This window comes from Culturomica massiliensis, assembly GCF_900091655.1.
GTDB classification, from domain to species: domain Bacteria; phylum Bacteroidota; class Bacteroidia; order Bacteroidales; family Marinifilaceae; genus Culturomica; species Culturomica massiliensis.
In genome coordinates, this window is sequence record NZ_LT594621.1 from 2,012,330 (window position 1) to 2,028,473 (window position 16,144).

Consider the following 16,144-nt stretch of genomic DNA (forward strand, 5'->3'; position numbering starts at 1 on the left):
ATATTTTTATCAGTTATTAAAAAGTTACTTGCAAGCCGAAAACGAACGACTTAGTAAACGGATAAATATTACTATCAATACCTGTATTTAATACATTACTTTGTGCAAATTCAGGATCTACACCACTGTATTTCGTCCAAGTCCACAGATTATCTGCACTCACATATACCCGGATTTTCTCCATATTGATCTTATTCAACCACATTTTCGGCAATGTGTATCCTACCTGAACCTGGCGCAGACGAATAAAATCTCCGTCTTCTAAGAAACGATCTGATTCACGTATATTATCATTCGGATCTCCTAAAACAGCACGTGGCATAGTAGTATTCCGGTTCTCAGGTGTCCAAGCTCTCAGTGTCGAACGAGACATATTATATACTTCATTCATTCCTTCAATTTTTGTCCGCGTACCATTAAAAATCTTATGTCCCCAACCACTGCCAATTAAGGCAGAAAAATCAAATCCTTTATATTGGGCTCCCAATGATAAATTGGCTTCTACTTTGGGCATACCGCTGCCCATCTCAACTTTATCATCACCGTCTATCACTCCGTTATTATCTTTATCCTTAAAACGAATATCTCCGGGCTTTGCATTCGGCTGAATAAGCTTGCCGTCCTTACTATGGGCATATACTTCTGCCATATTCTGGAAAATACCGTCTGTCTCATAAAGATAGAACGTTGCAACTGATTTTCCCTTACGTGTCTGAGTTGCAGAGAATCCACCGTAAAGAATCTGATCCGGGTTAGCCATTTTCACAACCTTATTTTTTAAATAAGTAACATTGAAACCGGCGTTCCAACTAAATTCTCCAATCATATCCCGGTAGTTAACATCAAATTCAACTCCTGAATTCCGCATCGTTCCTACATTCAAAATCGGATTAGCTATACCAGCAGAAGGCGCTAATTTTTTAGTAATCAACAAATCTATGGTTTTATTATTAAAATAATTAAGAGCTCCCGACAACTTTCCATCAAACAAACCGTAATCAAAACCGATATTTATAGACTGACTGGTTTCCCACTTAATTTCCCGGTTTTCCATATCATTCGCAATTGTTGCCAACCAAGGATTTTTACCTGTCCCCTGTACATATCCCAAACTTCCGCCGTTACCTTGAGTCATCAATGCTAAGTAAGCATATGAATCTAAAACATTTTCATTACCTAAACGTCCCCAGCTTCCCCGCAATTTTAAATTAGAAATAACACCGTCTTTGGGAAAAAATTCTTCTTCACTGATTCTCCAGCCCAATGCAACCGACGGGAAAGTTCCCCAACGGGAATCCGGTCCGAATTTTGAGGAAGCATCACGACGAACAGTCACCTGTAACAAATAACGATCTTTGAAAGAGTAATTCAAACGTCCAAAATAAGAAAGGCGATTATATATCGTATTCGTACCTTCTCCGGAAAAGGTACCACCATTAGCAGCATTCGGAGTATTCCAATTCGGATTCGGGAAACCAGCAGGAATATCCTCACCATCAACTGTCGTTTTTCCTTCCCCCGTCAAAGTATTATAATTACTCTTTTCCATAGAAACAGAAACACCGGCCATAAAAGTAACAGCATGTTGATTGAATTTTTTATTAAATGTCAAATAATTATCAACAGTCTGGTTTTCCCAATAAGAACGTTTTTCTATTACTATCGGGAATTTTACAGATTCCGTCGGACTTGATTGATAATCCGGAGTATGATAATAATACTGGGTATTTGTACCATTATAATAATAAGCAGTCTTGAATTGTAACCATTCTGTAAAATTAGCTGTTACAGAAAATGTTGCCACAACATCCTGTGTTTTTGTACGATTATTTTTAAAATGTGCGTCAGCTACGGGATTATGTGTCGCAGCCAATCCATCGTCCATATTAGCAATACCGTAACCATATTTCTGTGTAGGATCCAATACAGGAGTTAAAGGACTTGAACGATACACTTCCGTTAACGAGAAATCAGGATCACTATATCTTTTAGCCGTATATGTCAAACCTGCTGAAATATCAAAAATAGATTTTTTTGTATCTACTTTCATACGTGCATTCTGCATAAGATACTTATTATCCAACACCACACCTTGCTCATCATATATATTGGCTGATATAGAGAATTGAGTATTCTCACTACCGCCACGTACTGATACGTTATGACTTTGTGAATAACCTGTACGGAACACCTCATCCTGCCAATCAGTATCAGCCGTTGCATCTTTAGTTACATAAGCAGGCAAAGGCAAGGGCTTAGCATACATATTATATTGCTCATACATCATACGACCCATGGTTTTAAAACCTTTTGCGTCCAGCATATCAAAAAGATTAGTCACCTTCTTCAAAGATACGTAAGAGTTAATATCAACCTTCACTTCGCCTTTTTTTCCACTTTTAGTAGTAATGATAACTACACCATTAGCAGCAACAGACCCGTAAATAGCAGCAGCAGCACCATCCTTTAATACCTCCATCGATTTGATATCATTAGGGGCTAATGTAGAAATATCTCCGGGGAAACCATCTATAATATACAAAGGCTCACTACTGCCATAAGTACCGAATCCTCTAATTTTCACATAAACACCCTGGCCAGCCAATCCACCAAATTTAGAAACACTTACACCGGCAACTTGCCCCTGTAATGCTTCAGCAATATTAATTGTTGATTTTTCAGCCAATTTTTCAGCATCTACAGAAGTAATCGCACCGGTCAAATCACTCTTCTTCATTGTACCGTACCCGATCACCACCACTTCTTCCAACTGCTCTACATCTTCCAATAAAGTGATTTTAAGATTATTCTGGCCTGTTACCGGAACTTCCTGTGTTTTATAACCGGTAAAAGACACGACCAATACGTTTCCTTTATCCACGATCAATTCAAAATTACCGTCAATATCAGTAGCGACACCGTTAGTCGTCCCTTTGATCAGGATATTTACGCCGGGAATTGTGATTCCCTTATTATCAACCACCGTACCCTTCAACGAATAACTTTGCGCCATTGCCCCGAAAGGTATAAACCAAACGAGCATCATAAGCAGTACTTGTTGCAAGTACTTCATCTTACCTATTGCTTTATTTTTCATGCTATATTATTTAGATTTAATATTTATCACTTTTCCGATACCGTCTGTCCGGCTTTGATATCGTATCCCCACGCATCGTAAGCTATTCCATCTACCTCACATTCACCGCCAGCAGATACTGTAATTTTAATCCAGGCATTGCAAATTTTTCCGGACACTTTACCGGACAGGCTGATTTTCGCACCGATATAAGCTGTTTTTCCTTCCCATTCCGTATAGGCTCCGGAATACAATACCGGCATATATACGTAATTAGCATCATCCGCCCATTCAGGATTAGCAACCCAAGACGCACCTTCTCCAATTACAGCCCCTTCTTCCAGCGGTGTGATATGGATCAAATCGCCTTCTGCCACACCGATAATATCCTGTCCGTAATTGTCAAAATGAATTCTCTTGGCACTGGGAGCTGTTCCAACTGCAACAGAAGTCTGGAAGAAACCGGCAACCTGCACTTCATTGAGCATAACGGCCAACCAATTCTGTTTATCCATATCTACGGTACCTTTAAAATCGGCAATATACACAATCGTATTGTCCGGTTCTGGTTCCGGTTCCGGCTTCGGTTCTTCAACCTTTTCTGCCTCCACAGGAACTTCTAAATTCAAATGAGAAACCTTGGCATTCTGAGACATAAAATCGATCTTTAAAAGTTTTGTCATACCTGCTTCTACTGCATCAGCTTCCACTGTACAACTAAATTCAAAAGAACGCTTTCCTTTTTCTATCGTAAAATGTTCCCGGGAAAAGGTCACTTTATCAGCACTCACCTCACTATTATCAGCAACCTTTACTTCAAACCCGATGGCTTCCGGAGATTTCGCATCGACAGCCACACTCAACTGAACCGTTGCAGCCTCCGTCGCTCCCTGGGCAAAGAAAACTTTAGCAGGTACCGCTGCCGCTGCCGAACTCACTTCCTTCAAATCAATGGCATTATCGTCATCACTACAGCCCTGAATAATCAGAAAACTGCACACAACCAATAACGCTTGTAAAACATACTTTTTCATTTGTTCTGGTGTTTATATTTATTGATAATAAAAAATCGTTACGCAAAAATAGAATGGCAACTACACAATCGTTTTAAATTTTACACATTCCGAGCCTACAAAAAGCTATTTTACAGGTATTTTAAATCTACACGCCACAAACCAATATACTATAAACCAATAAAATAACTTTTTGCAGAAATCTACATTTCAGATATTTTTCAAATACGAAATAAAAATTTACTCGGGATCAGAAATAAACAATGTATAATCTTCAAATTCGCCGGAATCAATATAACCGCATCCCCCATTATCGATATCTGTATCGGGTTTAGCAAAGAAACCGACCCGGATACCGGTCAGACCGACCGACGCATCCGCCGGAATAGTAATCTCACCTGTCAACGGATTAGCAGCAGCAGCTTTATCCATATCCTGACGCAAAATAAGTTCGTCTTTCCCGTCAAAACGCCCGTCCCGGTTCCAGTCGATAAAGAATACAATTTCATAAATATCCCCATCTCCTGTTTTCCACCAATCCGGAGTCAACTTGTAGCTATAGGTTTCCCCTTTTACCGCTTCTCCCCGAATATCAGAATAATTCACAACGGCAGAATTTCCATAATAGTCGGCAGCATCGGCAGTCAAAACCGCATTGTTGATGCCGGCAAATTCAAACCCATTGATTCCGGCATACATACCCCAGTTCGACTCGGGCAAACAATATTCCGGACGCGGAGAACGAATAGCTCCCATCGTAATATTGCATACGATATAAGAGGTATCGGCAAAAACGGCATCAGAACTACTCATATCGATACGGATTTTTTGTGCGTCCCCATCGGCAAAGTTTTCCTGCAAAATAATCAGTTTCCCATACGTCTTGCTATTGCCTTTACCAATCCACAGGGTAGACTTTTCTATCCTAAAATGCTTATTCAACTTAGCCGTTGTCTCTCCGTTTACCGATAACAAAATATGTGTATCCTCGTTTACCGGACGGTCGGCTATAACATCAAATACGACCGGGATATCCTTATCCTGCAACACAACATCCCGCATATGAAGTCCCCCTACCGTCAATTTCACCGCAGGTGCAGGCGTATCGCTCTCACACGAAAAAAGCAGAGCGGCAAGCGGAATCAATACTAAATATATTCTTTTCATATCTCTAATTCTTAATTGTTAATTTACCTATTTGTCAGCCGTCTGATTGCCCGGGAACACGCCCCATGATACAACCAAACGCTCGACAAATAATCCCTTAATCCCTGTTCATCTTGAAACCCAATGATATTTCAAATGACTTTTTGGACAAATCCGACAATTCCCCGGTATTGATTCCATAACAAGCTCCTACCGTCAACATTTTAATAACCTCTACGTTCGCCATAATATTTATCCCCTGGTTTTCACGGTAAGTTGCACCAACTCCGGCCAGATTCCGGTAACCGAACATCGCCCCGGCTTCATAAAAATTATCAAATTTATTATTGTAGCAATACATCGCCAGCGGACGGATGTACCAGTTTTTAGAGACGGAAATATCATAGGAGCCGGTGAAATAACAATTGGCCATATTCGTTTCATCCGTATAAAACGAAATATACGAACTGGCGCCAACCACTAATCTTTTCCAACGGTAAGTCAAACCGAATCCTCCGATAAAATTACTTCTATCGTAATTTTCAAGTACCATACCATTATCGCTGTTAACGGCATCTTCTAACGAATAATGCCATATTTCCGCTCCCAGATACAGACCGAATCCCAGATAGGATTGTTCACTTATCCGGATATTTACATCGGCATTCGCTCCGATGATGTTGTTATGCCGGTGTCCTACTTTTTCGAAATCACCTTTAACACCGACTCCGACAAATTTATTGAATCCATAACGGGCATTGAATCCGGTTGTTTTCGGAGCCCCTTTAAAGCCCGACCATTTCTCACCATACAATACCAGTGCACTGATACCTTTCTGACCGCTCTCGTAAGAGGGATTCACCAACTCCGGATGCTTCGCCAATTCCAGGTATTGAGATGCCGTTTGTGCCCAGATAGTTCCTGCCATACAGCAAGCTACTATTACCAATATAATTTTTTTCATTGTTACTTACTTTATCGTTTAAGCAGCAGGGAAGCAGGTTACAGGCAAAAGCCCGTAACCCGCTTTTGCTTTTATTTTCTGATCACTTCCACGAAGCTCTTAACAGCCTGAGGTTTACCATTCTCTACATACTTCAAGATATAGTAATAAGTACCGGCAGGCAGGTCTCTCATATCGAAATCATCGTAATAATCTTTGGTTTCATAGATAACGACTCCCTGCTGATTGTACATCACCAGACTCTTCTTGATCCCGGCCAATTCCGGAATACGGAAAATACAATCATGTGTACCGTCGGATACGACCAAGTCCATGATCTTCATATCGGCCCCCTTACGAACAATCTGCATTGTTGCTGTTTTGTATCCGCGATAATTCTGATCCTGGATTTCAGCAAACACCGTATATTCGCCCGGAGCATAGGGTAACTGTGCGAAACCGTTGTAAGTCACATCCACAGCCAATCCGGCAGGATTCGTTTCAACAGCAGCCGTTTTCGTATTCCCGTCATAGGTAAAACGCAAATCGGAAATGCGAACGACAGCCAACGCTTTGGTAATCTCCATTTCACCGGTCGTAACAATGTCGTAATTTTCATCGATAATCTGAATAGCGTATTCGTAAATACCGCCGTCGACAACCGTATTCGTCACTTCTCCGTCTTTCCGGTAAATAATCTCATAATCCAGATTTTCCGGAACAGTCGTAAATTCCAGATCGTGATGATTACCGTCATAAACAAATCTGTCTTTTTGAATCTTCACTTCCGGTGCAGCCGGTTTAATAACCATAGTTTCCCAGACAACACCTTCGTAATTTACATCCGTAATCGTAGCGATGACAGTATGTTCTCCGACTTCTACCGCACCTTCCTCACTTCCGTTATAAGTAACTCTCGTTTCAAGGTCTGCCGGTATAGTCTTCACCTTAGCAACATATTTCGGAGTACCGTCAAAGATGTATTCCCGTTCCAGTATAATGCTTACAGTTCCGTCTATTTTCCGGATAGCGAATTCGGTTTCCAAAGGTTCTGCCATATAATTATCGGCTTCCAACTCGGCAATCAACACATAATTACCGCTATTCTTCGGCTCAGCCACCTCTACACCGTTCTGCATATATTTCACCGTTACCATATCTTCATATCCGGCAGGAACAGTAGTAACCTCTGCCTTCAATGTCTCACCGGTATAATTCTGACGTAAATTGGAAGCAACGATCTGAATCGGCATTTTACGTATTTCCAACTGAGCATGAACATCCTCCACGCTATACGGAATCGTTCCGGCATAAGACGCAGTTACATCGTAGATACCGGCATCTTTCGGAGTTACTTCCACACCGTTCTGCTTGTATTCGACACGGATATCATTTTTCAATTCAGACGGAGTAGCTGTAAAATCAATCGATTTTACCTGACCGTCATACTCCTGCACCAGATTATCCAATTGAATAGCGCCGAATGCCTTGGAAGTAATAGTCAGTACTTCACTCTTGACACTCCTGTTTCCATCGGCATCTTCTGCAACCAACGTTACCATGGCAGCTCCTTTCACCTTGAAACTTACAGTCGGATTCGTCTCAGTCGAAACAGCAGGCTCTCCGTTGTCAAAAGTCCATGTATAGTTTACAGCAGCAACCGAACGGTTGGTAAAACTTACCGGTTCACCGACAGCAGCGGCTTTGGCACTGGCCATAAAATCAGCCTTGATAAATTCCCTGGCTTCGATAAAAGCCGGCATTACTTTCGTATCGGTCTTTCCGAATTCATCCGTTACTTTCAGGGTTACATCATATTTTCCAGGCGTTGCATAAGTTACAACCGGATTTTCCATTGTACTGGTAGCCGGAACACCACCTTCAAATGTCCATTCCAAAGATTGAATAGTAGCAGTTGCCGTAGAAGTCGAAGCAAAGTTTACTTCTTCACTTACTGCACATAACGTTTTATCCGTTGTAAAATCAGCCGATACTTTGGCCAAGTTGACTACGATAAAGCGATTTTCCTGCAACGTCTTTGCCGTTCCCCCCTGAGGTGTTACAACAACCTGTACATCATAAGCACCTGCAGCTGCATAGCTGACAACCGGTTGTGCTTCAGTACTGGTAGTGGTCTTAGCTCCTGCAAATGTCCAGGCGTATGCAGCACCTTCCGGAGCCCCTTCTACACTCAGGATTACCGTTTCGTTTTCACGTACTGCCGGTTTATCGGCAACGATATTCATCACCAATTCGTCATCCCCTCCTGCAGCTCCGATACGTACGGCATAATCCTCTGTCGTCCAAGCCTGTCCGCCACATGGGTTAGATACAGCATCATAGCCATCAACCAAAATCCTCATTCTAACCAATCGGTCAGACAATCCAGAAGGTACTGTTATTGTCCCTGTCTGAGCACTTGTCGTTGTTGATTCAACTCTTATAACTTGCTCCTCTCCTGCAAACTCTCCATTATCATTCCAATCAATCCATACAGTTAAATGTACATCACTATAAGGTACTGTTATACTATAATGAACCGTTTCTCCGGGAGTCATTATAAAAGGCGCCAAGTTTGTAAAATCAAATACACCTGTAGAACTACTTCCATCCCTCTCCACATCATTACTGATTTCTCCAAATTGAACTGATCGTAAAAATACACCTGCCCATGGATTTATAGCAGGTATACAGGCCGTTTTCAAAGCAGAAACAACAATCACAACACTTTTCGTCTGCGTTTCTCCGTTACCGGTCACAGTCAATGTAACCGTATACGTACCGGCAGCCGCAAAAGCATGTGTTGCATTTTCCGTCGTAACAGCTCCCGAACCGTCACCGAAATCCCAACTATAAGTTTCAGCCCCGATCGAGGTATTTGTAAATACAACATCCGTACCGCTGTTCACCTTTGTCGACGAAGCGGTAAAAGCAGCTCTCAGCAAGAAAGGGTTCACTGTAATGTAATTGCTCTTCTTCACTGCACGCTGTGATCCGTCGTTTAACGTAGCAACCAAGGTCACGTCGTAACTGCCGGAAGTTGCATAACTGACAGCCGGCGTTGCCACAGCAGAGGTTGCAGGCGTGCCGCCCTCGAAAGTCCATGAGTACCCTGTCACCGAGCCGGTTCCTGTTGCAGATGCACTGAAATCGACAGCCGATCCTGCAAAGACTTCCATTGGAGTAGCCGTAAAATCAACATTTACCTCAGGAGCTTTCTCTCCGACCGTGATAAAATCATACATCGTAATATTCTTCTTCACTCCACCTTCCAAGGTCAATTCCAAAGTAACATCGTATACACCTTCTGCTGCATAAGTCACTTCAGCCGGTTTCCGGTCCGTACTTTGAGCCGGCGTTCCGCCATTAAATGTCCATTTATAACCGGTCACATTCTCATCGGTAATCTGATTGACAAAAGCGGTAAACTGTACGGGTTCGGCAATCGCCGGATTGGTATTGTCCGCCACGATATAGCCGGTCGGACGTTCCTTCTTTACGATAACCGTATAATCTTCCAGTTCTCCCATACTTTCCATTTGATCACACGGAGTACGGTAGTTGTAATAAGAGGTACGCACCCGCATACGGGTTGCACCTTCTTTGGCATCTGCCGGTACGGTTATCATAATTTCGGCAGGTTTTGCATCATCCTGATAACGGGCAATCGTTTCGGTTGCTTCGTCGAATGTACCGTCCTGATTCCAATCCACCCAAGCCATTACTTTGGCAGGGGTTCCATCCATACTTAAATCCACCACAAACGGCAGGGCACTGTCTTTGGACAATACAAAAGCAAAATCCGTATAGTCATTCACCCATTTTTCAGGCGCATGAGTCGTCTCATGTTTTTGATCTCCGACAGCCACATTGATAATGGAATAATAACTTCCTTTATCCGCGATCTGACAATAAGTATTTGTATTTTCATACACATTGATCAGCATCGGCTGAATAAGTGTATGGGTTGCACCGTTGACATCGGTAATCTTTAACACGACTTCGTAAAGTCCGGCCTGATTATAAAATACATCGGGCGGAGTCTGTCCGCTGAATGTGGCAGGCATACCGCCTTCAAACGACCATTCCCAGGCAGCGATTCCGGCAGAACTTTCCGAACGGTCGATAAAGTTCACACTACCGCCTTTCACAATATCGGTAGACGAAGCCTCGAATCTTGCCAGGGTAGTAGCCGGATTGACTACAATAAAGTTTTTCTTCTCGACAATCTTCTTCTCTCCTCCCTGTAAGGTCAATTCCAAAACCACCGGATGTACACCGACCTCCGTATATTGTACCGGAGCAGGAACACGTTCACCGGAAGTTGCAGGTGTTGCTCCCTCGAAAATCCATTTATAAGATTCAACACCGGCTTCGGTGATTTCATTGATATTAGCCCGGAAAGTCACATATTCCCCGTTCTTGATATTCTGTTTATCGGCCAAAATATCTCCTGATTTTGCAGGCTGACTGATGACCAATGAATAATCTTCTACTTCTCCGTAATATCCTTCATCCTCACAAGGTTTAAGTACCTTATCTCCGATTTTTACCCTTACACGCATACCAACAATACCTTCTGCTGCATCTTCCGGCACGGTAACCGTCAAATGTTCCGGTTTGTCGTAATTGGAAATATAACTGGCTACAACTTCAGCATCTTCAAAGGTACCGTTACCGTTCCAATCGATCCAAGCCATTACGCGGGCTTCCTGATTATTGGTGTTCAGATCCACATCGAAAGGTAAAACCTCACCTTTTTGGGCAGCAAACTGTACTGTACGGCTATAATCCGTGTAATTACCGGATTCGGATGCATTATTCTGTTCTCCGAAAATCACATTCTTGATATAGCAATAAGTATTTTCTGTCGGAGGTGTTACGCTTACCTGACAATAATCTCTATAATCGGCCGGGAACACGGTCACGCCCGGTGTCGCAAAACGGGTATGTACACGTCCTTTTTCATCCGTTACTTTTAATATCACCTCATAATCTCCGGCTGTTGCATAAGTCACCTCTCCCGGATGCTGACCTTCGAATGAAGCAGGCTGACCTCCCTCGAAAGTCCATTCCCATTTTGCAACATCGAACGAACCGGTAGACGCATCCGTAAACATTACTTTTCCACCTTCTACCAAACTGGATGCAGAAACCGTATAATCGGCTTTCAACATAACAGGCTCAATCGTAATGTAATCTTTACGAGTCAAAGTAATAGTCGTATCGGCTGTTTTTACTTCCAATCCGACAGCATAAGAACCGGCCGTATGATACGTAATTTTACCGGGCTTCTCTCCCTCGAATACAGCAGGCGTTCCACCCTCAAAAGTCCATTTATAGCTTTCTACCGGCAAAGCCGAATAGCTATAGTTTGTAAAATCAATATCAAAACCTTCGTATGTCAGGGTTTTGTCGGCAGCAAACGAAACCATAAGGTTTTGCTGTGTCTGTGCCCCTGCCATGATCGGTTCATCAAACATTTCATTGTAAGCATAGTCCTTAACAATATAGGATTGACCGTCAGCGGCAACCTCAATCCGGATCCATCCGTAACGGGTATGTCCCTGAAAATCGTACTTAATACCGATATAGGCTTCCTTATCGCGCCAAACGGTATAATCCGGATGATGAATAAAATGCTCGTCCGGCCAATCACCGCCGTCCACCCAATTAGAAGCACCTCCGATAATCTCTCCCGCTTTCACCGGTGCAATATTCCGGCTGGTACCCTCGCAAATCAACGGAGCACCGTAAGTCTCCAAACGCAAAGACAATCTGTCATTAATATCATACCATACTCCGTAAGCGTTACCGTCAATCTCCAAAATTGTCCAGGTATTGTAGCGGGAACATTCGAAATTAGGTATATCCACATACACAACTTTATAAGGATCCAAAAACTCGAATGCCAGACGTACATCTTTTTTCGCCAAATTCGTACCGGCTACAAATGCAGCATCTTTAAATGAAAACTTCAGATTCTTCACAGAAGCTGCTTTATCATGGGCTGCTGCTTTACCGTTTACTTTCAGCACAACTTTTTCATCCCCTCTCAATTCAGCAACCAGGGTCAGTCCTTCTCCCAATCCATCAAACGTATAATCGGTCCCGGCCTGTAATACACCGGAAGTCTTGGCAAATTTTCCAAAAACCAGATCGATCACGACAGAATCCGTTACTGCACCGTCATTATTTATTCCCTCATGGAAAGTCGTATTTTTAGCCACTAAAAACGGCGGCTCTAAAGTTCCGTTATCGCCTGCACGCACCGGAGTCATCGGTCCGGAATGATAAGCCAGATCTTTTACAGTATAGGAAGAACCGTCGGCTGTAACCTCCAAGCGCATCCAACCGAAATGGAAATTACCCTCCAATTGGAATGCAAAACCGAGATAAGCTTCTTTTCCGGCCCAATCCGTATAATTAGGTCCAAAAATCCAGTGCTCGTTCGGCCAATCACCACCGATGTTCCATAAATCTTCATTCGCAATCAGGTAACCTTTATCCAAAGGTTTCACAAATGCAGTGCTTTCCCCCGCATTGGTACAAATTATATTTTGCTTATAAGCTTCCAAACGCAATGCCCCTTCGTCATCAAACCACACTGCAAAGTCGATCTCTTTATGTCCGGCTACCGGGAAAATATGAGTAAATGTATTGCTTGCATTACAAATAACGTCCTCAATATCCACATATACGATACCGAAAGGATCCCGGAAATAAATATTGAACTTATGTTCCTTTTCCTCTACGGGTTTTGTAAAAGCAGCATCTTTAAATGCAATGTTCCAATCTTTTATGCTATCGGCAGCCGCATGATTCTGAGCTTTACCGATCAATTGTATCTGCGCCGTTACTTTATCGATCACCTGCACGGCAACACTCAATCCGGCCGGTAAACCATCAGCCGTATAATGAGTACCTGCCGTCAATTTCTCTCCGGCTGCCACAGCAAACTCCGCTCCTTTTACCGATACAGATACAGAATCCAGACTACCGTCGTTAATAACAGGTTCGTATAACTCTGTTGTCGTCCAAGCCAGATAAGGTTTCTGATCTTTTTTCTTATAACCGGCCTGAATAGGTTCACCCGGAGCTTCATTATAAGCCCAATCTTCCACCGTCATCATATTGCCGTCGGCCTCGAAACGGATACCGATCCAACCGTAATGCAACAATCCGTCATTCACAAACTGAATACCGACATAAGCGGTTTTTCCAACCCAATCCAAATAAGTATCAGATTTTACATCCAGCATACTTTCGTCGATTTCCGGCTGTGGAACACCTGTTTTCTGTTGTTTCCATTCCATACCTTCCATCAATGTCTCCCCTATCGTCTGCCCGAACTCCAAAGCTACGATATTTGAAGTTCCTTTATGAACAATCAACGGATTGTTCGCACTTACCAATTTGTATTTTCCGCCCAATTTTTCAGCATACCACACTTCATAATCGGCATTACCGATACCGAAACTGAATTCTCCCCAACTTCCGCTCGGTGCACACCACAAATCATCCATATCATTATAGAAAATATCATACGGATTTTTAAACACAATCTTTATCTTCTGTGAAAGACCTCCGATCTTAGCATTGCTTACCAACGCTTTATTCAAGTCGATTTTTATCGTTTTTCCATCCGCCTCACTGTGCTGTACAGCTTTACCGCTGATATCGATCACTCCATTCGTTTTATCTGTCAAAGAAATTTTAACAGCCAAACCTTCAGGTATGCCGGTAATTGTATAATCGGTTCCAGCCACCAAAAGACCGGATTTTGTAAACTCCGAAGTTACCCCGGATATTTTCAGGGATACTTTTTCATTTACAGTTCCGTCATTTACCACATCCTCAACAACTTCCGACGGAGATACCTGTACCTTTTCCTGAATACCGTCAGCCGTTTCCCCGGCTTTGATCGCTCCTCCCGGTTCCGTATTATAAGCCCAGTCATGAATCGTATATCCTTTACCGTCCGCATTGAAACTGATATTCATCCAGCCGTAAAGCGTCTCTCCATTTACAACGAATTGTATGCCGACATAAGCATTCTGCCCCACCCATTCGTTATAATCCGGCGATTTCAAATCAAAAACACCTGCATATTCATCCGCCGGCGTTCCCCAACTTGCATTCTCATCAATAACCTCACCCAAGATCAACGGCTTGATATTCAATGTTCCCGGATAAATAACAAGCGGTTTTTTATAGCTCTGCAATTTATAAGCATCTACAATATCGCTGTTATTGGAATACCAGGCTCCGTATTCTGCATTGCCTGCCCCTAAAGAAAAGAATTTCCAGGTATTCGCAGGAGAAATGGAAATATTCCCGGCATCACCATATATAATAGTATAAGTATCCCGGAAAGTATAGTTCAAAGTAAAGGTCGGATTCAGGATTGTCCCCTCCGTTAACATCGAATTTTTCAGGGTTACGGAAAAAGAACCGTTATTAGCTGCTGCATGAGCTGCAAATTTTCCGGTAAGTTCACCTTCCAGATAATTTTCAGGAGCCGCTTTTAATTTCAGGGTCACACCTTCCGGCAAATCTTTTACCGTATAATCCGTTGCTGCCAGATATTCACCTTCCGCTACTTTTAAATTACAATCGCGCAATAAAATTTTATATACAGCCGTAAACGAACCGTCGTTCGCAGCAGCTTCACGTATTGTATTTTCTGCAACTTCAATCCGCGGCGTCGGCTCTGTATAGAACACCTTTTTGTGGTTTTCCTCCTGCCATAAGGTAACGCGTGCCTCATGCATCAAAGCCTCTTTCATACGAGCTACCTGTCCTTTGGTGAAATTCTTGTATTCACGAGGATAGTTCATAAAATTACACACGTCTATCACTTCACCGAAAGGGTTCTTATCGCCTTCCCGAAGATTCGAGTTCTTAAGATGAACCGGCGTGTCGTCTATCTCATCATTCGGATAAGTATACTCACCGTTCTCACATCCTTCAAACGTATGCATCAAATTAAAAAAGTGCCCGAACTCATGGGTCAATACGGAACGGAACTCCGAATCGGTATTCGTTCCGATATAACTTCCGTTGTATACGACACGGGCCAGGTTCGCATCACTCATCCTGACAGAAGGATACCAGGCCACACCCGAGTTATTGGTAGCTCCATCATTGTACAAATCCTGCATGATGTATACATTCATATACCGGTAGTTATCCCAGGCATATTTTTGTATCTCGGCATCGTATCCGCCACCGTTACCGAATCCCGAGTTCCAATCATGAAAGGTAACACCGGTCGTCGGATTTCCGTCCGGATCTTTTTCTGCCAGACGAAATGTTATTTTCAGGGGACATTTAAAAGGATCCCGCTCCGGATGCAACTGTTGCCAGTCAGCCTGCAATCCCCAATAATCCTTATTGGTTTCCACCAAAGCATTCCGGATAAGATCGACAGTTATTTTTGCCCCGTTGTCATACTCTGCACCAAAAACATGGAATACGACCGGTATTACATATTCAAAATCGTCCGGCGGGGTTGTCACCCGAACCGATTTTGCACGCGATTTCAAAGGACGGGTCTTCAAATACTCCGCTTCTTCTCTTGCAGCGACCTCATTTACTTCCGAGGCTCTACAATCTAAACATTTTTCTCCCGGTCGATGATTATGTTTTGGCGAGGATTGCCCCATCGCAATACAAATCATACAAAACCACAGGAAAAAAGTCAAAAAAATTTTAGCTTTGTTCATACTCAATTATGGTTTGATTGTTAATTTCAGTCAATTTTCCGAATACAATATTAATTAAACCACCTCCAACGAAATCGTTTTCGTTTTTATATGAGTACTACAAAACGGGATTTTAAAGACGTTTTATACCTACATTACAAAAATTAAACATCTTATTTACAACCAGATGATAACAAAATTTAACCTACATTCAGGCCAATTTATATAAATAATGATAAAAAATTTAGAAAGTTCTGCA

Annotated in this window: 5 protein-coding genes; all 5 read right to left on the minus strand. The window is 42.5% G+C overall.

The annotated features are described in order from the left end of the window. Positions 1-16: 16 nt before the first annotated feature. The 5 genes from BN8908_RS10005 to BN8908_RS10025 all read right to left on the minus strand — a co-directional run bounded on the left by BN8908_RS10005 (position 17) and on the right by BN8908_RS10025 (position 15,906). Positions 17-3,097 carry a SusC/RagA family TonB-linked outer membrane protein gene (locus BN8908_RS10005; RefSeq protein WP_148453266.1) on the minus strand — a complete coding sequence of 1,027 codons (3,081 nt, stop codon included), beginning with the start codon at positions 3,095-3,097 and terminating at the stop codon, positions 17-19. A 26-nt stretch (positions 3,098-3,123) separates the two neighbouring features. Continuing rightward, positions 3,124-4,110: a hypothetical protein gene (locus BN8908_RS10010; protein ID WP_068690356.1), complete on the minus strand. Its 987-nt coding sequence runs from the start codon at positions 4,108-4,110 to the stop codon at positions 3,124-3,126. Positions 4,111-4,329: 219 nt separating this feature from the next. Beyond that, a complete protein-coding gene (locus BN8908_RS10015; RefSeq protein WP_021987502.1) occupies positions 4,330-5,256 on the minus strand; it encodes a GEVED domain-containing protein in 927 nt (308 codons plus the stop codon). Between the two features lie 97 nt (positions 5,257-5,353). Continuing rightward, entirely contained in the window at positions 5,354-6,199 is an 846-nt protein-coding gene (locus BN8908_RS10020) for a PorP/SprF family type IX secretion system membrane protein (protein WP_068690360.1), read from the minus strand. A 71-nt stretch (positions 6,200-6,270) separates the two neighbouring features. Then, positions 6,271-15,906 carry a PKD domain-containing protein gene (locus BN8908_RS10025; RefSeq protein WP_068690362.1) on the minus strand — a complete coding sequence of 3,212 codons (9,636 nt, stop codon included), beginning with the start codon at positions 15,904-15,906 and terminating at the stop codon, positions 6,271-6,273. Positions 15,907-16,144: the final 238 nt, after the last annotated feature.

Bases quoted from the DNA above. Each gene is read 5' to 3' on its own strand.
- BN8908_RS10010 (WP_068690356.1), bottom strand. From the start codon at position 4,110: ATGAAAAAGTATGTTTTACAAGCGTTATTGGTTGTGTGCAGTTTTCTG.
- BN8908_RS10005 (WP_148453266.1), bottom strand. From the start codon at position 3,097: ATGAAAAATAAAGCAATAGGTAAGATGAAGTACTTGCAACAAGTACTG.
- BN8908_RS10015 (WP_021987502.1), bottom strand. From the start codon at position 5,256: ATGAAAAGAATATATTTAGTATTGATTCCGCTTGCCGCTCTGCTTTTT.
- BN8908_RS10025 (WP_068690362.1), bottom strand. From the start codon at position 15,906: ATGAACAAAGCTAAAATTTTTTTGACTTTTTTCCTGTGGTTTTGTATG.
- BN8908_RS10020 (WP_068690360.1), bottom strand. From the start codon at position 6,199: ATGAAAAAAATTATATTGGTAATAGTAGCTTGCTGTATGGCAGGAACT.